This is a genomic window from Halomonas sp. hl-4 (assembly GCF_900215475.1).
Taxonomy (GTDB): Bacteria; Pseudomonadota; Gammaproteobacteria; order Pseudomonadales; family Halomonadaceae; genus Vreelandella.
In genome coordinates, this window is record NZ_LT907845.1 from 3,561,195 (window position 1) to 3,577,678 (window position 16,484).

Below are 16,484 nucleotides of genomic sequence, written 5' to 3' on the forward strand. Positions count from 1 at the left end.
CGACGTGCTCAAATGGTCAAAACGCAAGACCCTGCTAGATGTAAGTACACTACAGCGGACCGGTAGTTCAGTTGGTTAGAATGCCGGCCTGTCACGCCGGAGGTCGCGAGTTCGAGTCTCGTCCGGTCCGCCATTATGCAGTCTACATTTCAGCAGTGATCATTATCGGTGTTATACCGAACGAATTTAAAAAAACCCCGGATCATCGATCCGGGGTTTTTCGTTTGCGCGGCGTTTACATGTTTATGTTCAGCCAATCGCGCTGACGCCAGCTTTGGCGACTTGAACGTCCTGGTCCGGTTTGACACCAGAAATGCCCACCGAGCCAACCACATGGCCATCGACGATAATCGGTACACCGCCTGAAAGCAGCCCCTGAAGCGGCGCAGAAACAAATGCCGTACGACCACCGTTGATCATCTCTTCAAAAACCTGGGTTTCTTTGCGGCCGACAGCCGCGCTGCGTGCTTTTTGGGTGGCAACGTCGGCGCTAAAAGGTGCCGCACCGTCCAGGCGACGTAGCGCCAGCAGGTGGCCGCCATCGTCGGCGACGGCAATGGTCACCGCCCAGCCATTGCTGTCAGCTTCTTTTTGAGCGGCATCAAGCACGCGAATAACGTCCGATTGGGATAAAATCGCTTTGGTTTGCATAGCGTGTCCTTTGGTCAGTTTTACAATTTAAAACGCCACTACCGACAGCGTGTTGGCAGTGGCAGCTTAATGGGTCTTCAGTGTAGCGCAGCGTCGACGATTTCTACCCAGTGGCGAACCGGCGTTCGGTTCGCACCGGCTAAATGGGTTTGGCAGCCGATGTTGGCCGTGACAATCATTTCCGGATTGCCCGCTTCCAGCGCGTTGAGTTTATTGTCGCGCAGTTGGGTCGCCAGTTCAGGTTGGGTGATCGAGTAGGTGCCCGCCGAGCCACAGCAGAGGTGCGCGTCCTGCACCGGGGTCAGCGCGAAGCCAAGCTTGGTCAGCACGCCTTCTACCGCGCCGTTGAGCTTTTGAGCGTGCTGCAATGTGCAGGGGCAGTGAAACGCCAGCCGCTGGCTGGCCTGAACATCCAATGCTTCCAGTGGTTCGTCGCGCAGCACTTCGACGATGTCCTTTGCCAGGGCGCTGATTTTCTCGGCCTTGTCGGCATAGTCAGGGTCATCCTTGAGCATTTCGCCATACTCTTTGACGAAGGCGCCGCAGCCGCTGGCGGTTTGCACGATGGCCTCTGCGCCTTGTTCAACGTGGGGCCACCAGGCGTCGATATTGGCGCGCATGCGGGCACGTCCGTCTTCCTGGGCGTTGAGGTGGAAATCAATCGCACCGCAGCAACCAACCTCTGATACCGTCGTTACGCTGATGCCCAAACGGTCCAATATGCGTGCGGTGGCAGCATTAGTGTTGGGTGATAACCCCGGCTGTACACAGCCTTCCAGCATGAGTACCTGACGGCTGTGCTGGGCGCTGGGCCGCTGGCCCGCATCGACCGGCGCGCCGGGCATTTTGCTGCGCAGCTTGCCCGGCACCAGTGGCTTGAAGGTTTGTCCCAGCGCCAGTAGCGCCTTGAAACGCTTGGGGTCGACCAGCATTTTGCGTAACGCATAACGCTGCGCACGCTCGGCCGCTGGGCGGGGTACGCGGCGTTCGATTTCGGCCCGGCCAATGTTGAGCAGCTTGTGATATTCCACACCTGACGGGCAGGTGGTCTCACAGTTAAGGCAGGTGAGGCAGCGGTCCAGGTGCAGGCGGGTTTCTTCGGTGACCTGATCGTCGTCATCACGACTCTCAAGCAACTCCTTCATTAAATAGATGCGCCCTCGGGGGCCGTCCCGCTCATCGCCCAGCAACTGATAGGTGGGGCAAGTGGCGTTACAAAAGCCGCAGTGCACACAGGTGCGCAAAACGCGTTCGGCTTCCTGGATATGCGGCTTTTCAAGGTCGGCATCGGTAAAGTGCGTCTGCATGTCAGCTCTCCTGATTAAAACGCCGCATAGAGACGTCCAGGGTTAAAAATACCGTGGCCGTCCAATTCCGCTTTCAAGTTGCGGTGGTATTTTTCCACCACGCTTGGCAACGGTGTAAAGGGGCTTTGCGCGCCGCCCTGAGTATAGGGGGTATAGCAGGTGGCGTGGCCACCGGCGGTGCGGCAGGCGTCGCGCAGCGTATCGGCATCCAGCGAGGTTTTTACCCAGCGTTGGCTGCCTGCCCAGTCGTAGAACACATCACTGTCTGGAATATTCAGCGTTAGTGGCGGCGTGTTGGGCGGCAGTGACAGCCGCCATAGTGCCTGGCCTTCACTCAGAGTGAAAAACGCGTGCTGATGGTCGCGTAACTGTTGCCAGAAGCTGGCATCAAGATCGTCACCCCCCAAGCGCTCGCGGGTGGCTTTTACTGAGCTATTGCCGCCTTCCAGACGAATAAACAGTTCATTCTGGTGCCATGCTGCGGCAGTGATTGGCAGCGGTTGACGTCCCAGTTCGGCAAGCTTCTTGAGTGCATCGTCGATGCCCATGGACAAGCGTAAGCTGTGGCTGGCGCTGGGCAATGGCAGTACCTTGAAAGAGATATCCGCCAGTACCCCAAGCGTACCCTGCGCGCCTGCCATCATGCGCGAGAGGTCGTAGCCGGCGACGTTTTTCATTACCTCGCCACCAAAGCGCAACAGTTTGCCTTCTTGGGTAATAATCCGCGTGCCGAGCACGAAGTCGCGGGCGGCACCGGCCCATGGACGGCGTGGACCTGAAAGCCCGGTGGCGACGGCACCGCCGATGGTGCTGGCGTCACCGAACGCGGGAGGCTCAAAGGCGAGCATTTGGTGGTTATTGGCTAACTCGGCGTCTAGCGTGCTTAACCGGGTGCCAGCGCGAACGGTGACCACCAACTCGACGGGATCGTAATCGACAATGCCGCTATGGTCGGCAAGATTGAGCGTTTGGCCTTCCACCGGACGGCCGTAAAAGGCACGGGTGTCGCCGCCGACAATCCGCAGCGGAGTACGGGAGGCATGGGCCTCGCGGACCTGGTCGCACAGCGCCTCGGCGATGTCGCCATTCGCAGTGTGAGTCACGGTGTTAGTCATGGTCTTTCCTAGTCAGGGTCTTTGCCTGGCGCATCAGAAACGCGGCAGTTCAGGATGCGGTAGCTCGTTATTGTGCACGTGCATTGCACCGAACTCGGCGCAGCGCGCCAGCGTCGGAATGTTCTTGCCCGGATTGAGCAGCCGCTGCGGATCAAACGCCGCTTTCAGGGCATGGAAAACGGTCAGTTCGTCGGGCTGGAACTGGCTGCACATCTGGTTGATCTTTTCCCGGCCCACGCCGTGTTCGCCGGTAATCGACCCGCCGGCGGCGACGCACAGCTCGAGGATCTTGCCGCCGACGTCTTCCGCCAGCGCCAGCTCGCCTTCCTTGTTGGCATCGAACAGGATCAACGGGTGCATATTGCCGTCGCCGGCGTGGAATACGTTGGCCACCAGCAAGCCGCTTTCTGCGGACAGGGCGGCAATGCCCTTGAGCACGCGGGGTAGCTCACGGCGCGGAATCGTGCCGTCCATGCAGTAATAGTCGGGTGACATGCGCCCAACTGCCGGGAAGGCGTTTTTGCGGCCCGCCCAGAACTTGGCGCGTTCGACCTCATCGCGGGCCAGTTGAATATCGGTGGCCCCAGCGGCGGTCAGCACCTGGCGCACGGTGTCGCAGTCGTCGTCCACGTCGGCTTCGACGCCGTCGAGTTCGCACAGCAGAATGGCCTCGGCGTCCAACGGGTAGCCTGCCTTGACGAAATCCTCGGCGGCCTTGATGGCCAGTTTGTCCATCATTTCCAGGCCGCCCGGAATAATGCCCGCGGCAATGATATCGCCCACCGCGCGGCCAGCTTTTTCAACGTCATCGAAGCTTGCCATCAGCACCTTGGCGGTTTCCGGCTTGGGCAACAGTTTGACGGTGATCTCGGTGACCACCCCGAGCATGCCTTCGGAGCCGTTCATCAGCGCGAGCAGATCAAAGCCTGGGGCGTCCAGCGCTTCTGAGCCCAGCGTCATGCGTTCGCCCTCGATGGTCAGTATGTCGACGCGCATCACGTTGTGAACCGTCAGACCGTATTTCAGACAGTGCACGCCGCCGGCGTTCTCGGCCACATTGCCGCCGATCGAACAGGCGATCTGCGACGACGGGTCCGGCGCGTAGTAAAGCCCGAAGGGCGCGGCAGCTTCGGAAATGGCCAGGTTGCGTACACCAGGCTGAACCCGGGCCAGGCGTGCTTCCGGGTCGACCTTGAGAATTTGATTGAAGCGCGACATGACCAGCAAAACGCCCCGTTCCAGGGGGAGTGCGCCACCGGATAGCCCGGTGCCAGCGCCGCGAGTGACCACGGGGACGCTTAGCGCATGGCAGCGTTTCAGCAGGCCCTCAACCTGTTCAAGGGTTTCCGGCAGGGCGACCAGCATCGGCAGAATGCGGTAAGCCGCAAGGCCATCGCATTCAAACGGGCGCAGGTCCTCTTCGCGATGCAGTAAGGTTAGCGATGGGACCGATTGCTGTAGGTCGGTCAACACCTCGGATTTGTCGCGGCGAACCAGTTCGCCGTCGAGGCGCTCATCAAAGAGGATATTCATAAGGACATCCCTAGCGGTTTAGTTTTGTGCCTTTTTCACTTAATAAAGTGATAGCCACGGTGCTTAGGCATTTGGCTCAATCTGAGCTTTTTTTGTGCGTCTGTCTAGGTTGTGGTGCAATGGTCGGACCAGTAATTGGTCGATAGTCAGTCAAGCGCTAGCAAAGTCAACACTACCCATAGGAGGCTGCATGGCATTTAGCAATGATGAAATACCAATGGGCCGACGCACCCCCGAGCATGTGGCCGCCAGGTTGGAAGAGCTGATTTTAGAAGGCGTTTTTCGGCCAGGGCAGTTGCTGCCCTCGGAGCGGCGGTTGTGTGATCGTTTGGGCGTTTCCCGCGCATCGCTGCGCGAGGGATTAAGAATCCTGCGTAGCAAAGCCATCATCGATACCCGGCAAGGGCATGGTTCCACGGTGGCCTCGCTGTTGCCGGTAGACCCGCAAAGCCCGCTGATGCACCTGTTTCGCGACCACCCACGTACCTTGTTTGACTTGTTGGAAGTCCGCTCGTTACTGGAAGGTGAGTCGGCTTATTTGGCAGCCAAACGCGGTACCTCCATGGACCGAGTGCTGATTACTCGCCGCTACCGCGAAATGGCCGACTATGCCGCGCAGCCTGAGGCGTTGGACGTTGAGCGACTGGCGCGGCTGGACCATGCGTTTCACCTGGCGATATCCCAGGCCTCGCACAATCCGGTATTGGTTCATACGCTGCAGAGCTTGACCGACTTACTGCTAAGTTCGGTGTTTGCCTCAATGAAGCACTTGTATCACCGCCCCGGCCCACGCGAAATGATCAATCAACAACATGTGCAGCTTCACGATGCCGTGGTCAGTGGAGATGCCGAGCAGGCAAAACGGATCGCCCTGGAGCATTTAACCAGTATTAGTGAGTTGTTGCGCGAACTGGAAGCCGAACATCATCGCCTAGAGCGCTCAGCCATGCGCTTGGAGCAGTGGCAGTAGCGTTTAACGCCTTAAGAATTCGCCACGCTCAGGCGGTCGTCTTCAATCACACCGGCCAGGGTCGCGACCTCCAGTTTATTGCACAGGTGGTCGCGTAAAATTTGCCCCAGTAACCGACCGTCGCGTTTTTCAAGTGCGGCCATCATGTTCTCGTGGTCTTGCACCGCCTGACTCCAGAACGTTTGGGTCATCTTTTTGGAATAGCGAACCCGTTTCACCCGCTGGCTTAAGTTACTGTACATCTCTTGAAGCACGTCGTTACGCGATGCCGCCAGAATGCTTTCGTGTATTTGCCGGTTGACCTCGAAATAGGGCATTAGCTCTCGATTACGGTAATGCGTCAGCATCTCTTCATGCAGCCTGCGAATGTCGGCGATTTCTGCATCGCTGATGTATTGGCAGGCCAGCTCGCCGGAAAGGCCCTCCAAGGCGGCCATCAGGTCGTAAGTATCTTTGACTTTTTTGAACGTTAAGCGAACCACTCGCGCGCCCCGGTTAGGCAGTAATTCAATTAGCCCTTCGGTGGCGAGCACTTTGAGCGCTTCGCGCAAGGGCGTGCGCGATACCCCAAATTTCTCGCACAGCTGCTTTTCTGAAATACGCTCCCCAGGCGCGAGTTCCCCGTGTTCAATAAGATCGCCGATACGGTCGGCCACTTCACGATACAGATTGCGTTGCAATATCTTGGTCATATTCGTTTCTCTTCACCTGAAGGCGCATATTGTGCATTACCTATCCCTTGGCTACCCAATATTACCGGAACCGTATGCGGCTATGGAGGTTCGGGTTGCGCCAGTACGTTAACGAGTATGATCTATAAAAAATATTATGAATTCAATATTCTTTGGTTGTGGTCAAGTGACACAGTTGCTATTTCTATTTTTCGGCAGTTCATTTCTTTCGGCAGTTTAGCAATCATTCACTCAAAATAAATGGAGCACGATATGGCTGGTCAGGTATTTAAGTGTAGCGTGCAGCTCACGCGGGAGCAGGCGCGTCAGATGATCGATGCCGCCATTATGAAGGCGCGAGCGCTAAATATACCGCCGTTAACGCTGGTGGTGCTGGACGGGGGTGGCAATCTTGTGGCCGCCGAGCGCGAAGACGGCTGCGCGCCGCTGCGCCACCCGGTGGCCCAAGGTAAAGCGTATACCGCGCTGGGCATTGGTGTTGCCAGTGGTGTGGTTGGGGCTCGTAATGCGGAGCGACCCGCCTTTGTGTCCAGCGTTTCGGCGGCTTCCCAGGGGCGCTTTGTCGCGGTTGCGGGTGGCGTCCCTGTTCTTGACGAGCAGGACTGTGTTATCGGGGCGATGGGCGCTAGTGGCGCTTCGTCGGAAGAAGATCAGCAGGTCGTTATTGCAGGTATCGAGGCTGCCGGGCTCAAGTGGGGGCTTGAACCCGAATAATCCCCTTCCTTTATACTACTAATTTTATTTAGTTGAATTCGCCAAGCCATTGAGTGAAATAAATTATTTGTTTCACTCAATGGCTTTTCTACTAAAGTTTAATACCTAATTATGCATTTTGAATTCAAGTTGAGGGTATGACGATTTGTTTCGCCGCTTCGCCAGACGGTCGAAGACGATACGTTTCGTCGTCGCGCTACCCAGGCGACAGCCACGCTACCCAAACAACCTCAAAGGAGCGCTGACCTGGGCAACACGCGCACAACAACAACAAGCCAGCACTGGAGTACCCAATGAAAAACATCAAGACAGCATTCGTCACCGCCTCACTGGCGTTGAGCCTTACGCCAGGGCTCGGTATGGCTCAGACCGAGCTACAATTCGGCCACGTGGGCAACCCTGGCTCGCTATTCGATACGTCCGTAAAAGAATTCGCCAAGCGGGCCAACGAACAGCTGGGTGATGACTACAAAGTGGAAGCCTATGGATCGAGCCAGCTTGGCGGCGACAGCTCCATGATGCAGAAGCTCAAGCTCGGCCAACTGACCTTCACACTACCCTCCACTGTGATGTCCTCAGTGGTAGACGAATTCGGTCTGTTCGAGATGCCCTATCTGATTCAGGATCGGGATCACATGAAGCGCGTCATCGAGGAGGTCATCGAACCCGATCTCTACCCGCTAGTGGAGGAGGAAGGCTACAAGATCCTCGCCGTCTGGGAGAATGGCTTCCGCCAGATCACCAACAATGAGCGGCCCATTGAGACGCCCGAAGACCTGGACGGTTTGAAACTACGCACCCCAGAGGGCAAGTGGAGGGTGCGTATGTTCGAGGAATACGGTGCTAACCCTTCTCCTATGGCGCTTTCAGAAGTCTTCACGGCGCTGCAGACCGGTACTATGGATGGCCAAGAGAACCCTCTGGTGCAGATCTCTTCCCAGAAGTTCCAAGAGGTGCAGGATTACCTCTCCATGACCAATCACGTCTACACGCCTGCCTACGTGGTGGTGTCCAAGAGCCACTGGGAGGATTTGCCGGAAGACGTGCGTGACGTCCTAGAGGAAACCGCTCAAGAGGTTCAAGACTTCGTCTACGAGACGGCCGCCAAGCAGGATGAAGAACTCCTCGGCGAGATGGAAGAGGCCGGTATGGAAGTCAACGAACCTGACCTGCAGGCCTTCATCGATGCCAGTGACCCGGTCTATGAGCGCTTCGACGAGGAAGTGGAAGGTGGCGGCGACTTAGTCGACCGCGTGTTGGAGCTCGGTGAGGAAGACTGAGCCTCACTGCAGTCTGAACCTTTCTGAACCCACCCCTGGACCGCCCTTGTCGGGCGGTCCTTTCCTCTGATCGACGGAGTGGCTTTAATGTCCCTTTTGAAACTTCGATCCGGATTCGAGTGGCTGCTCGAGGTCATCACCATGTTTCTGGTGGTTGCATTGACGGTCGTGGTGTTGCTCGGTGTCAGCTTCCGCTATACCGGCAATTCCCTGGGCTGGTATGACGAGGTCGCTGCCGTGATGCTGGCGTGGGTGACCTACTACGGTGCCGCCCTTGCCGCTCTCAAACGTGCGCACATCAGCGTCCCCGGTTTCGTCTATTCTCGCCCACGGGCCGTTCGCATGGCACTGGTCGTGATCGGTGAAGTCATCACCATTACCTTCTTTGTGCTGCTGGCTGTTTATGGCGTCTACATTATCGGCGTTCTCGGTGGCTCTACCATGGTCAGCGTGCCGATTCCCACCGCTGTTACTCAGTCCACCATTCCTATTGGCGCGGCGCTCTATGTCATCGCCGAGCTGCTTAATCTGCCGGACATCCTGCGTGAAGCCTGGGATGGGCGCAGCCCGCCCTCGGAGCAGGATATTGTGGAGGAATTGCAATGACGACGGCTTTGATTCTGCTGGCCGGCCTGGCCATGATCTTCATCAATATACCCATCGCGGTCGCCCTGGGGGCGATATCCATTGTCGCCATGCTGTTGCTGCAAGGCACCAACAGCCTACTCGGCTTCCCGCTAGTGCTGTTCGAGGGGGCGACCAAGTTCCCACTGATCGCTATTCCGTTGTTCGTGCTGGCCGGCGCCATTATGAATACCGGCGGCATCTCCCGGCGGCTGATCGACTTCGCCTCGGCGCTGCTTGGCTTCGTTCGTGGCGGCCTGGCCATGGTCAATGTCGGCACCTCGCTGTTCTTCGCTGAGATCTCCGGGTCTGCCGTGGCCGACGTGGCGGCGCTTGGCTCCATTTTGATTCCGGAAATGAAGCGCAAAGGGTATCCCGCTCCGTTTGCTGCGGCCATCACGTCGTCTTCGGCATCGCTTGCCATCATCATTCCGCCGTCGATCCCGATGATCCTGTATGCCGCTATGGCCGATACCTCGGTCGTGCAGCTCTTCGTTGCCGGTATCGTACCGGGCATTGTCGGCGGGCTGCTGATGATGGTGCTCGCCTGGTACTTCGCGGTCCGCTACAACTTCCCCGTTGAGCAGACCTTCAAGCTGAGCCGCGTATGGTCCACCTTTAAAGCAGCGGGCCTCGCCTTTTTGCTGCCCATGATCATTCTGGGTGGCATTTTTGGTGGCTTCATGACCGCGACCGAAGGCGCTGCGCTGGCGGTATTGGCGGCATTGTTGATCAGTTTCCGCTACGGCGAGCTGCGCTGGAAGAAGCTGCGTGCGGCCATGGTCGATGGTGGTGTTCAGACTGCTGTGGTCATGCTGTTGGTGGCAAGCTCGGCGCTGCTCGGGGATTTCCTGACTCGCGCCCAACTGCCGCAGATGCTGGCGGCGATGATCGGCGACTTCACCAGCAACAAGTACGCGGTGCTTGCATTGCTCAACATCTTTCTGCTGTTGATCGGCATGATCCTGCACTCGGCGGCGGCGATCATTCTTACCGTGCCTATTGTCATGCCGTTGGTGATGATGGTCGGCATCGACCCGGTTCATTTCGGCATGATCGTGACGCTGAACCTGGCGATTGGTCAGCAAACACCCCCGGTGGCCAGCGTGCTGATGACAGCCTGTTCGGTGGCTAAGGCGGATATTTGGGAGGTGTCCAAGGCCAATATTCCGTTCGTTGCTTTGCTGTTTGTGCTGCTGATGCTGGTGACCTACGTGCCGATCTTCCCCATGGGTCTGGTGGAACTATTTTACCGGTAAGCCCGATTGATGCTTAGGAGGACACGCTTATGTCCGACGAGACGCTGATTTTTCGGCGGGAGGGTAACCTCGCCTGGCTCGGTTTCAACCGGCCCGTGAGCCGTAATGCCATGACGTGGGACATGTATAACGCTCTGGAGGCCAGCTGCGTGCAGCTGGCCGAGGACGACAGCGTACATGCCGTGGTGCTGCACGGTGTCGGTGGCGAAGCCTTCGTGGCGGGGACCGACATCACCCAGTTCGCCCACTTCACCAAGCCCCAGGATGCCCTCGATTACGAGCAGCGCATCGAGCGGGTGGTGAGTGGCCTTGAAACCCTCAACAAACCGACCATCGCCATGATCGAGGGTTTCTGCGTGGGCGGTGGCGCGGCGCTCGCCATGGCGTGCGATTTCCGCTATTGCACGCCGTCGCTGAAATTCGGTGTGCCAATCGCCAAGACCCTGGGCAACACCCTGTCGATCACCAATGTGTCGCGGTTGATCGATATGGTGGGTGTCGCGCGCACCAAGGAGGTTTTGATGCAGGCGAAGCTGTTTAACGCCGACGAAGCCTATCAGGCGGGGTTGGTCAACAACGTCTTTTCGCCCGACACCATTACCACCGAGGTCACGGCGATTGCCAATGAATTCTCAAGGCGTGCACCGCTGACGCTCCAGGCCAGCAAGGCGCTGGTGGGGCGTGTCCAGGCCCAGCGCCGGGCGGCACTCGAGGCGGGTAACGATTGGGTGACCACCTGCTATATGAGCGATGACTTCAAGGCAGCCGTCGACAAGTTCGTCAACAAGACGTCTTTCGAGTGGACGGGGCGTTAAGTCATCCAGAGAGGAATTCAGCCAATGCTGCCACTACAGAACGTAAAAGTGCTCGACGTCTCACAAATCATGGCAGGCCCTTATTGCACCATGGTGCTGGCCGATATGGGCGCGGAAGTGATTAAGGTCGAAAAGCTCAATGGGGGTGATGACAGCCGCCAGATGGGTCCCTACATCAACGACGAGTCGACCTGCTTTTCACAGATCAATCGCAACAAGAAAAGCATCTCGCTCAACCTGAAGGATGAGCGGGCCAGAGAGATCTTCTATCGCCTGGCCAAAGACGCCGATGTCATCGTCGAGAACTACCGCACCGGCGTTACCAAGTCGCTGAAGATCGACTACGACACCATCAAGGCGATCAATCCGGGGATCATCTACTGCTCGATTTCCGGCTACGGCCAGTCAGGCCCCTATAGCCATCGCGGTGGCTTCGACCTGGTGGCCCAGGGCATGACCGGGTTAATGTCGATGACCGGTGAGAAGGGGAGACGCCCGCTCAAGACCGGCATTGCCGTCTACGATATCGGTGCCGGCATCACGGCGGTGTACTCGATTCTCGCGGCCTATATCCACAAGGCCAACAGCGGTGAAGGCCAGCATATTGATATCGCCATTACCGAGTGTGGCCTGCCCTGGTTTGCCTGGGAGGCAGCGGCCTACTTCGGTGAAGGCACGCTACCCGAACCCACTGGCTGGCGACATCGCGTGTCAGCGCCTTATCAGGCGGTCAAAGCCAGCGACGGCTACATTATGCTGGGCTGCGCCAACCAGCGTACCTGGGAGCGTTTCTGCCAGGACGTGCTCGCGCGCGAGGACCTGATGGCGGACCCTCGGTTCCTGACCAACTCCGACCGTGGTCAGCACGTCGAGGAACTCGAGGCGGTACTGGAAGCAATCATGGTTGATCGGGACATGAATCATTGGCTTGCGCTTTGCGACAAGGCGGGCGTGCCGGCCGGTCCGATCAACAATTTCGCCCAGGCCATGCAGGACGAGCATTACCTGGCGCGGGGCATGGTGCAGGAAATGGATCACCCGGTGATCGGCAAGATGAAGACCATCGGCTTTCCAAGCAAGTTCTCGCTTACCCCCTCGCAGATACGCAGCCCGGCCCCGCTGTTCGGACAGCATACTGATGAAGTGCTCGATACCCTGGGCGTCTCGCCCGATCAACTGGAAAAGCTGCGGTCCGAAGGCTGTATCAAGTAATTTTTTAAAAGACACGATTGAATTCATTATCCAATTTGCGGAGACATCTGCTTCGCAACAACAATAGGAAGCGACCGAATGTTAAATCTCGACTTTCATCCCTCCGGCCGTCATTTTCTGCAAATTCCTGGCCCGTCACCGGTGCCAGACCGTATTTTACGGGCGATGAGCCTGCCGACCATCGATCACCGTGGTCCAGAATTTGGCGCTTTGGGTCTTGAGCTGCTGAGCAAGATTCAAAAAATCTTTAAAACCGAGAATCCGGTGATTATCTACCCAGCGTCGGGCACTGGCGCTTGGGAAGCGGCACTGGCGAATACCATGTCACCCGGTGACCGCGTGCTGATGTTTGAGACCGGCCACTTCGCCACCCTATGGCACAAAATGGCGCTACGTTTGGACGTGCAGCCCGAGTTTTTAGGGTTGCCCGGCTATGAAGGCTGGCGACACGGCGTACAGGCCGACATGATCGAAGCGCGTCTTAAAGAGGATACCGGCCACGAGCTGAAAGCCGTCTGCGTGGTGCATAACGAAACCTCTACCGGTGTCACCAGCGATATCGCGGCCGTGCGTAAGGCTATCGACGCCGCAGGTCATCCCGCACTGCTGATTGTGGATACCATTTCCGGTTTGGCCAGCGCCGACTACCGCCATGATGAGTGGGGCGTTGATGTCACCGTCTCCGGCTCGCAAAAAGGCCTGATGCTGCCGCCGGGCATTAGCTTTAACGCGCTCTCGCCAAAAGCAATTGAAGCCAGCCAGCAGGCCAAACTGCCTAAAAGTTTCTGGGCCTGGGACGAAATTCTGGAGGCTAACAAGAACGGTTTCTGGCCCTACACACCCAGCACCAACCTACTTTATGGCCTGAACGAAGCGCTGGATATGCTGCTGGATGAAGGCATCGAAAATGTGCTGGCTCGCCATCAGCGCTGGGCCGCTGGGGTTCGCAGCGCAGTAGAAGCATGGGGGCTTGAGATTCAGTGCCTGGATCCGTCAGTTTACTCGCCTGTGCTAACCGGCGTGGTAATGCCGGAAGGCGTCGATGCCGATGCCGTGCGCAAGATTATCTACGAGCGTTTTGATCTATCGCTGGGCATGGGGCTGGGTAAGGCCAAGGGCAAGATGTTCCGAATCGGCCACTTGGGCGATTGCAATGACCTTACGCTGATTGCCACCCTGGGCGGCTGTGAGGCTGGCATGAAGCTGTCAGGCGTTAACCTCAAAGGCAGCGGCGTGACGGCAGCGCTGGACTATTTTGCCGCCAACCCGCTTAACGCAGGCAAGCGCTAAAACGACGGGGGAGAGCCATATGACGTCTCTGACGAACCAACACCCGTCCCGTGATGCCAAGATTAAGCCGCTCGGCGAATTCGCCGAGCGGTTATCCCGAGAAATGTCGGGTGAGGTGCTGTTTGATCAAGCCACCCGGGGGCGCTATTCCACCGATGCTTCTATTTATCAGGTGACGCCGGTGGGCGTGGTGATTCCCCGCCATCAGCAGGACCTGAAAATCGCCTTGGATATTGCCCGCGATGCCAAGGTGCCGATATTGGCCCGTGGCGCAGGTACCAGCCAGTGTGGCCAAACCGTCGGTGAAGCGCTGGTGATCGACACCACCCGCTGGCTTAACGAGATCGTTGAATTTGACGCCGAGGCGCGCACCGTCGTGGTCGAGCCGGGCATGGTGCTGGATCATCTCAACGCCTGGCTTAAACCCCACGGGCTCTGGTATCCAGTCGACGTTTCTACCAGCGCCCAGTGCACCATCGGCGGTATGGCGGGCAATAACTCCTGCGGGTCGCGGTCGATCTACTACGGCAACATGGTGCACAACGTGCTGGGCGTGGACGCGCTATTGGCAGATGGCAGCGCGGCGAGTTTTGGTTTCATTGACAGCTTCGCGGAGGGCTCGCGGGAGGAACGTCTTGCCCAGCAGGTGAGGGCGATTGCGGAGCGTGTGGGCCCTGAAATTCGTGATCACTTTCCCAAGGTACTGCGTCGGGTGGGTGGCTACAATCTGGATCTGTTCGATTGCCAGAACCCGATGCCTTACGACCCAGACCACCGCGCCAACCTGGCCCACTTACTGGTGGGCTCGGAAGGGACGCTAGGGGTAAGCCAGCGCATCAAACTCCGGCTGTCACCGCTGCCCGAGCAGAAGGTGCTGGGAGTGGTGAACTTCCCGACCTTCTATCAGGCGATGGATTTTACCCAGCATATCGTCAAGCTCGGCCCCACGGCGGTGGAGCTGGTTGACCGCACCATGATAGATCTGTCGCTTGAGAATCCCGCCTTCCGCCCGGTCATTGAGAAGGCGCTGATTGGCAAACCTGAAGCCATTTTGCTGGTGGAATTTGCCGGTCAGGATCACGCAGCGCAGCTTGAGGCGCTCCGCGGGCTTAATGAATTGATGGGCGATTTAGGCCTGCCGGGCAGCGTGGTGGATATGCCCGAAGCCGCCGAGCAAAAAGCACTTTGGAACGTACGCAAGGCCGGGCTCAATATCATGATGAGCATGAAGGGCGACGGCAAGCCGGTCTCCTTTATTGAAGACTGTGCCGTGCCGCTAGAGCACCTGGCCGAGTACACAGACAAGCTCACCGAGGTGTTCAACCGCTACGGTACCGAGGGCACCTGGTACGCCCACGCAGGTGTCGGCACGCTGCACGTGCGGCCAATTCTCGATATGCGCCGGGATGGCGCGACGAAAATGCGCGAAATCGCCGAGCTGGCCTCAGCGTTAGTACGCGAATACAAGGGCGCCTACTCCGGCGAACATGGCGACGGCATCTGCCGTGGCGAGTGGGTGGCGTGGCAGTTTGGCGAAACGGTCAACGACGCCTTCCGCGACATCAAGCAGCTGTTTGACCCTGAAAACCTGTTCAATCCTGGCAAAATCGTCGATACCCCCAAAATGGACGACGAGCGCTATTTTCGTTTTCCTAAGTCCTACACCACCATTCCGCTTACCCCGGTATTCGATTGGTCTGCCTGGAATGTGAAGCGTGACCCGCTCACCGGCGAGCAAACGCCTCCAGGCTCAGGCGGCGATGCGACCCACGGCTTGGCCATGGCGGTGGAGATGTGCAACAACAACGGCCATTGCCGCAAGTTTGATGCGGGCACCATGTGCCCCAGTTTCCGCGTTACCAAGGATGAGCAGCACCTGACACGTGGCAGGGCCAATACGCTGCGCCTGGTGCTCTCGGACCAGTTGGGCGAGGCGGGGCTAGCCAGCGACGATGTAAAAGAAGCGCTGGATCTCTGCGTATCGTGCAAGGGCTGCAAGCGGGAATGCCCCACCGGCGTCGATATGGCGAAGTTCAAGATTGAAGCCCGCACCGCTCGCGCCCGCGTCAAAGGCTTATCGCTACGTGACCGGATGGTTGGGGAAATGCCGCGCTACGCGCCATGGGCTAGCAAGTTTTCATCGTTGGTCAACGGCGTTGAGCGCGTGCCCTTCCTGGCTAAACAGATCAAGCAGGCGCTAAAACTCGCTCCCCAGCGCTCGCTGCCGGTGTTTAACGGTAACTTCCTTGCCAGTGCCGAGGCGTCTCAACATAAAGCCACGGCAGAACGTGAAGTGTTGCTGTTCGTGGATACCTTCAATAACTATATGGAAGGCGATAACGCCAAAGCGGCCAAGCGGGTGCTGGAAGCGGCGGGCTACCGTGTGCACCTCAATGTGACCAAGGGCCAGCGGCCGCTCTGCTGCGGGCGAACCTACCTCTCGTCAGGTCAGTTTGATAAAGCTAAGGCTGAAGCCAAACGCACGCTTGAGCACCTGATGCCGTTTGTAGAGCGGGGCGTGGCGATAGTGGGGCTGGAACCCTCTTGTTTGCTCAGTATGCGTGATGAGTTTCTGCAGTACGGCTTTGGCGAAGAAGCGCAAGCGCTGTCGGCGGAGGCCTATCTATTTGAAGAGTTTTTGGTCAAGGCACGTGCCGTGGATCAACTTCCCCTCGAACTTAAACCGCTGAACTACGAACGAGCGATGCTGCACGGGCATTGCCACCAAAAGGCCTTCGATGCGCTACGTCCTGTTGAGCAGGTGCTGGGCTGGATCCCCGGTCTTGAAGTCGAGACTATCGAGTCCTCCTGCTGCGGGATGGCAGGTAGCTTTGGCTACGAAGCTGAGCACTACGATGCCTCGCTGAAGATGGCGGAGCTGTCGTTATTGCCTGCGGTCCGAAAGGCAGGCGCAAATGCGGTACTGATTGCCGATGGCACCAGCTGTCGCCATCAGATTCATGATGGCAGCGGTCGGGAAGCGATACACGTTGCTCGATTGCTGGAACAAGCGCTAGCCTGA

At 57.9% G+C, this 16,484-nt stretch carries 14 protein-coding genes and 1 tRNA gene; 10 read left to right on the forward strand and 5 right to left on the reverse strand.

All coding sequences use genetic code 11. The features are described 5' to 3' along the window. Window positions 1-56 precede the first annotated feature (56 nt). Window positions 57-133, forward strand: a tRNA-Asp gene (locus CPH17_RS16730). A gap of 116 nt (window positions 134-249) precedes the next feature. Here CPH17_RS16730 and CPH17_RS16735 read toward each other — a convergent pair. The 4 genes from CPH17_RS16735 to glcD form a co-directional block, all read right to left on the reverse strand. Further along, complete coding sequence (locus CPH17_RS16735) at window positions 250-651, reverse strand: heme-binding protein (protein ID WP_074395357.1); 402 nt, start codon at window positions 649-651, stop codon at window positions 250-252. A gap of 77 nt (window positions 652-728) precedes the next feature. Continuing rightward, window positions 729-1,958, reverse strand: coding sequence for a glycolate oxidase subunit GlcF (gene glcF, locus CPH17_RS16740; RefSeq protein WP_074395358.1), 1,230 nt, complete (start codon window positions 1,956-1,958; stop codon window positions 729-731). Window positions 1,959-1,972: 14 nt separating this feature from the next. Then, window positions 1,973-3,073 (reverse strand): glycolate oxidase subunit GlcE, encoded by a 1,101-nt coding sequence (gene glcE / locus CPH17_RS16745; protein WP_074395359.1) that lies wholly within the window; start codon window positions 3,071-3,073, stop codon window positions 1,973-1,975. A gap of 33 nt (window positions 3,074-3,106) precedes the next feature. Continuing rightward, window positions 3,107-4,606, reverse strand: a complete 1,500-nt coding sequence (glcD, locus tag CPH17_RS16750; protein ID WP_096300422.1) for a glycolate oxidase subunit GlcD — start codon at window positions 4,604-4,606, stop codon at window positions 3,107-3,109. 190 nt (window positions 4,607-4,796) lie between these two features. On the opposite strand from glcD, the gene glcC reads away from it, so the two are divergent. Then, the gene (gene glcC, locus CPH17_RS16755) at window positions 4,797-5,576 is read left to right on the forward strand and encodes a transcriptional regulator GlcC (protein WP_096300424.1); all 780 of its coding nucleotides are present in this window, start codon (window positions 4,797-4,799) and stop codon (window positions 5,574-5,576) included. Between the two features lie 11 nt (window positions 5,577-5,587). On the opposite strand, the gene CPH17_RS16760 is transcribed toward glcC, so the two are convergent. Continuing rightward, window positions 5,588-6,268, reverse strand: coding sequence for a GntR family transcriptional regulator (locus CPH17_RS16760; RefSeq protein ID WP_096300426.1), 681 nt, complete (start codon window positions 6,266-6,268; stop codon window positions 5,588-5,590). A gap of 252 nt (window positions 6,269-6,520) precedes the next feature. Here CPH17_RS16760 and CPH17_RS16765 point away from each other — a divergent pair, with 252 nt between their 5' ends. The 8 genes from CPH17_RS16765 (at window position 6,521) to CPH17_RS16800 (ending at window position 16,484) form a co-directional block, all read left to right on the forward strand. Beyond that, window positions 6,521-6,982 (forward strand): GlcG/HbpS family heme-binding protein, encoded by a 462-nt coding sequence (locus CPH17_RS16765; protein WP_096300428.1) that lies wholly within the window; start codon window positions 6,521-6,523, stop codon window positions 6,980-6,982. Between the two features lie 293 nt (window positions 6,983-7,275). Next, window positions 7,276-8,262 carry a TRAP transporter substrate-binding protein gene (locus CPH17_RS16770; protein WP_096300430.1) on the forward strand — a complete coding sequence of 329 codons (987 nt, stop codon included), beginning with the start codon at window positions 7,276-7,278 and terminating at the stop codon, window positions 8,260-8,262. Between the two features lie 141 nt (window positions 8,263-8,403). After that, the gene (locus CPH17_RS16775) at window positions 8,404-8,868 is read left to right on the forward strand and encodes a TRAP transporter small permease (RefSeq protein ID WP_096300976.1); all 465 of its coding nucleotides are present in this window, start codon (window positions 8,404-8,406) and stop codon (window positions 8,866-8,868) included. Beyond that, the gene (locus tag CPH17_RS16780; protein WP_096300432.1) at window positions 8,865-10,145 is read left to right on the forward strand and encodes a TRAP transporter large permease; all 1,281 of its coding nucleotides are present in this window, start codon (window positions 8,865-8,867) and stop codon (window positions 10,143-10,145) included. Before CPH17_RS16775 ends, CPH17_RS16780 begins: the two co-directional genes overlap by 4 nt. Before the next feature lie 29 nt (window positions 10,146-10,174). Continuing rightward, window positions 10,175-10,960, forward strand: coding sequence for an enoyl-CoA hydratase (locus tag CPH17_RS16785; RefSeq protein WP_096300435.1), 786 nt, complete (start codon window positions 10,175-10,177; stop codon window positions 10,958-10,960). A gap of 24 nt (window positions 10,961-10,984) precedes the next feature. Further along, window positions 10,985-12,172 carry a CaiB/BaiF CoA transferase family protein gene (locus CPH17_RS16790; protein ID WP_096300437.1) on the forward strand — a complete coding sequence of 396 codons (1,188 nt, stop codon included), beginning with the start codon at window positions 10,985-10,987 and terminating at the stop codon, window positions 12,170-12,172. 78 nt (window positions 12,173-12,250) lie between these two features. Further along, entirely contained in the window at window positions 12,251-13,462 is a 1,212-nt protein-coding gene (locus CPH17_RS16795; protein ID WP_096300439.1) for a pyridoxal-phosphate-dependent aminotransferase family protein, read from the forward strand. 19 nt (window positions 13,463-13,481) lie between these two features. Then, complete coding sequence (locus CPH17_RS16800) at window positions 13,482-16,484, forward strand: FAD-binding and (Fe-S)-binding domain-containing protein (protein ID WP_096300441.1); 3,003 nt, start codon at window positions 13,482-13,484, stop codon at window positions 16,482-16,484.

Bases quoted from the DNA above. Each gene is read 5' to 3' on its own strand.
- CPH17_RS16735 (WP_074395357.1), bottom strand. From the start codon at position 651: ATGCAAACCAAAGCGATTTTATCCCAATCGGACGTTATTCGCGTGCTT.
- glcF (WP_074395358.1), bottom strand. From the start codon at position 1,958: ATGCAGACGCACTTTACCGATGCCGACCTTGAAAAGCCGCATATCCAG.
- glcE (WP_074395359.1), bottom strand. From the start codon at position 3,073: ATGACTAACACCGTGACTCACACTGCGAATGGCGACATCGCCGAGGCG.
- glcD (WP_096300422.1), bottom strand. From the start codon at position 4,606: ATGAATATCCTCTTTGATGAGCGCCTCGACGGCGAACTGGTTCGCCGC.
- glcC (WP_096300424.1), top strand. From the start codon at position 4,797: ATGGCATTTAGCAATGATGAAATACCAATGGGCCGACGCACCCCCGAG.
- CPH17_RS16760 (WP_096300426.1), bottom strand. From the start codon at position 6,268: ATGACCAAGATATTGCAACGCAATCTGTATCGTGAAGTGGCCGACCGT.
- CPH17_RS16765 (WP_096300428.1), top strand. From the start codon at position 6,521: ATGGCTGGTCAGGTATTTAAGTGTAGCGTGCAGCTCACGCGGGAGCAG.
- CPH17_RS16770 (WP_096300430.1), top strand. From the start codon at position 7,276: ATGAAAAACATCAAGACAGCATTCGTCACCGCCTCACTGGCGTTGAGC.
- CPH17_RS16775 (WP_096300976.1), top strand. From the start codon at position 8,404: ATGTTTCTGGTGGTTGCATTGACGGTCGTGGTGTTGCTCGGTGTCAGC.
- CPH17_RS16780 (WP_096300432.1), top strand. From the start codon at position 8,865: ATGACGACGGCTTTGATTCTGCTGGCCGGCCTGGCCATGATCTTCATC.
- CPH17_RS16785 (WP_096300435.1), top strand. From the start codon at position 10,175: ATGTCCGACGAGACGCTGATTTTTCGGCGGGAGGGTAACCTCGCCTGG.
- CPH17_RS16790 (WP_096300437.1), top strand. From the start codon at position 10,985: ATGCTGCCACTACAGAACGTAAAAGTGCTCGACGTCTCACAAATCATG.
- CPH17_RS16795 (WP_096300439.1), top strand. From the start codon at position 12,251: ATGTTAAATCTCGACTTTCATCCCTCCGGCCGTCATTTTCTGCAAATT.
- CPH17_RS16800 (WP_096300441.1), top strand. From the start codon at position 13,482: ATGACGTCTCTGACGAACCAACACCCGTCCCGTGATGCCAAGATTAAG.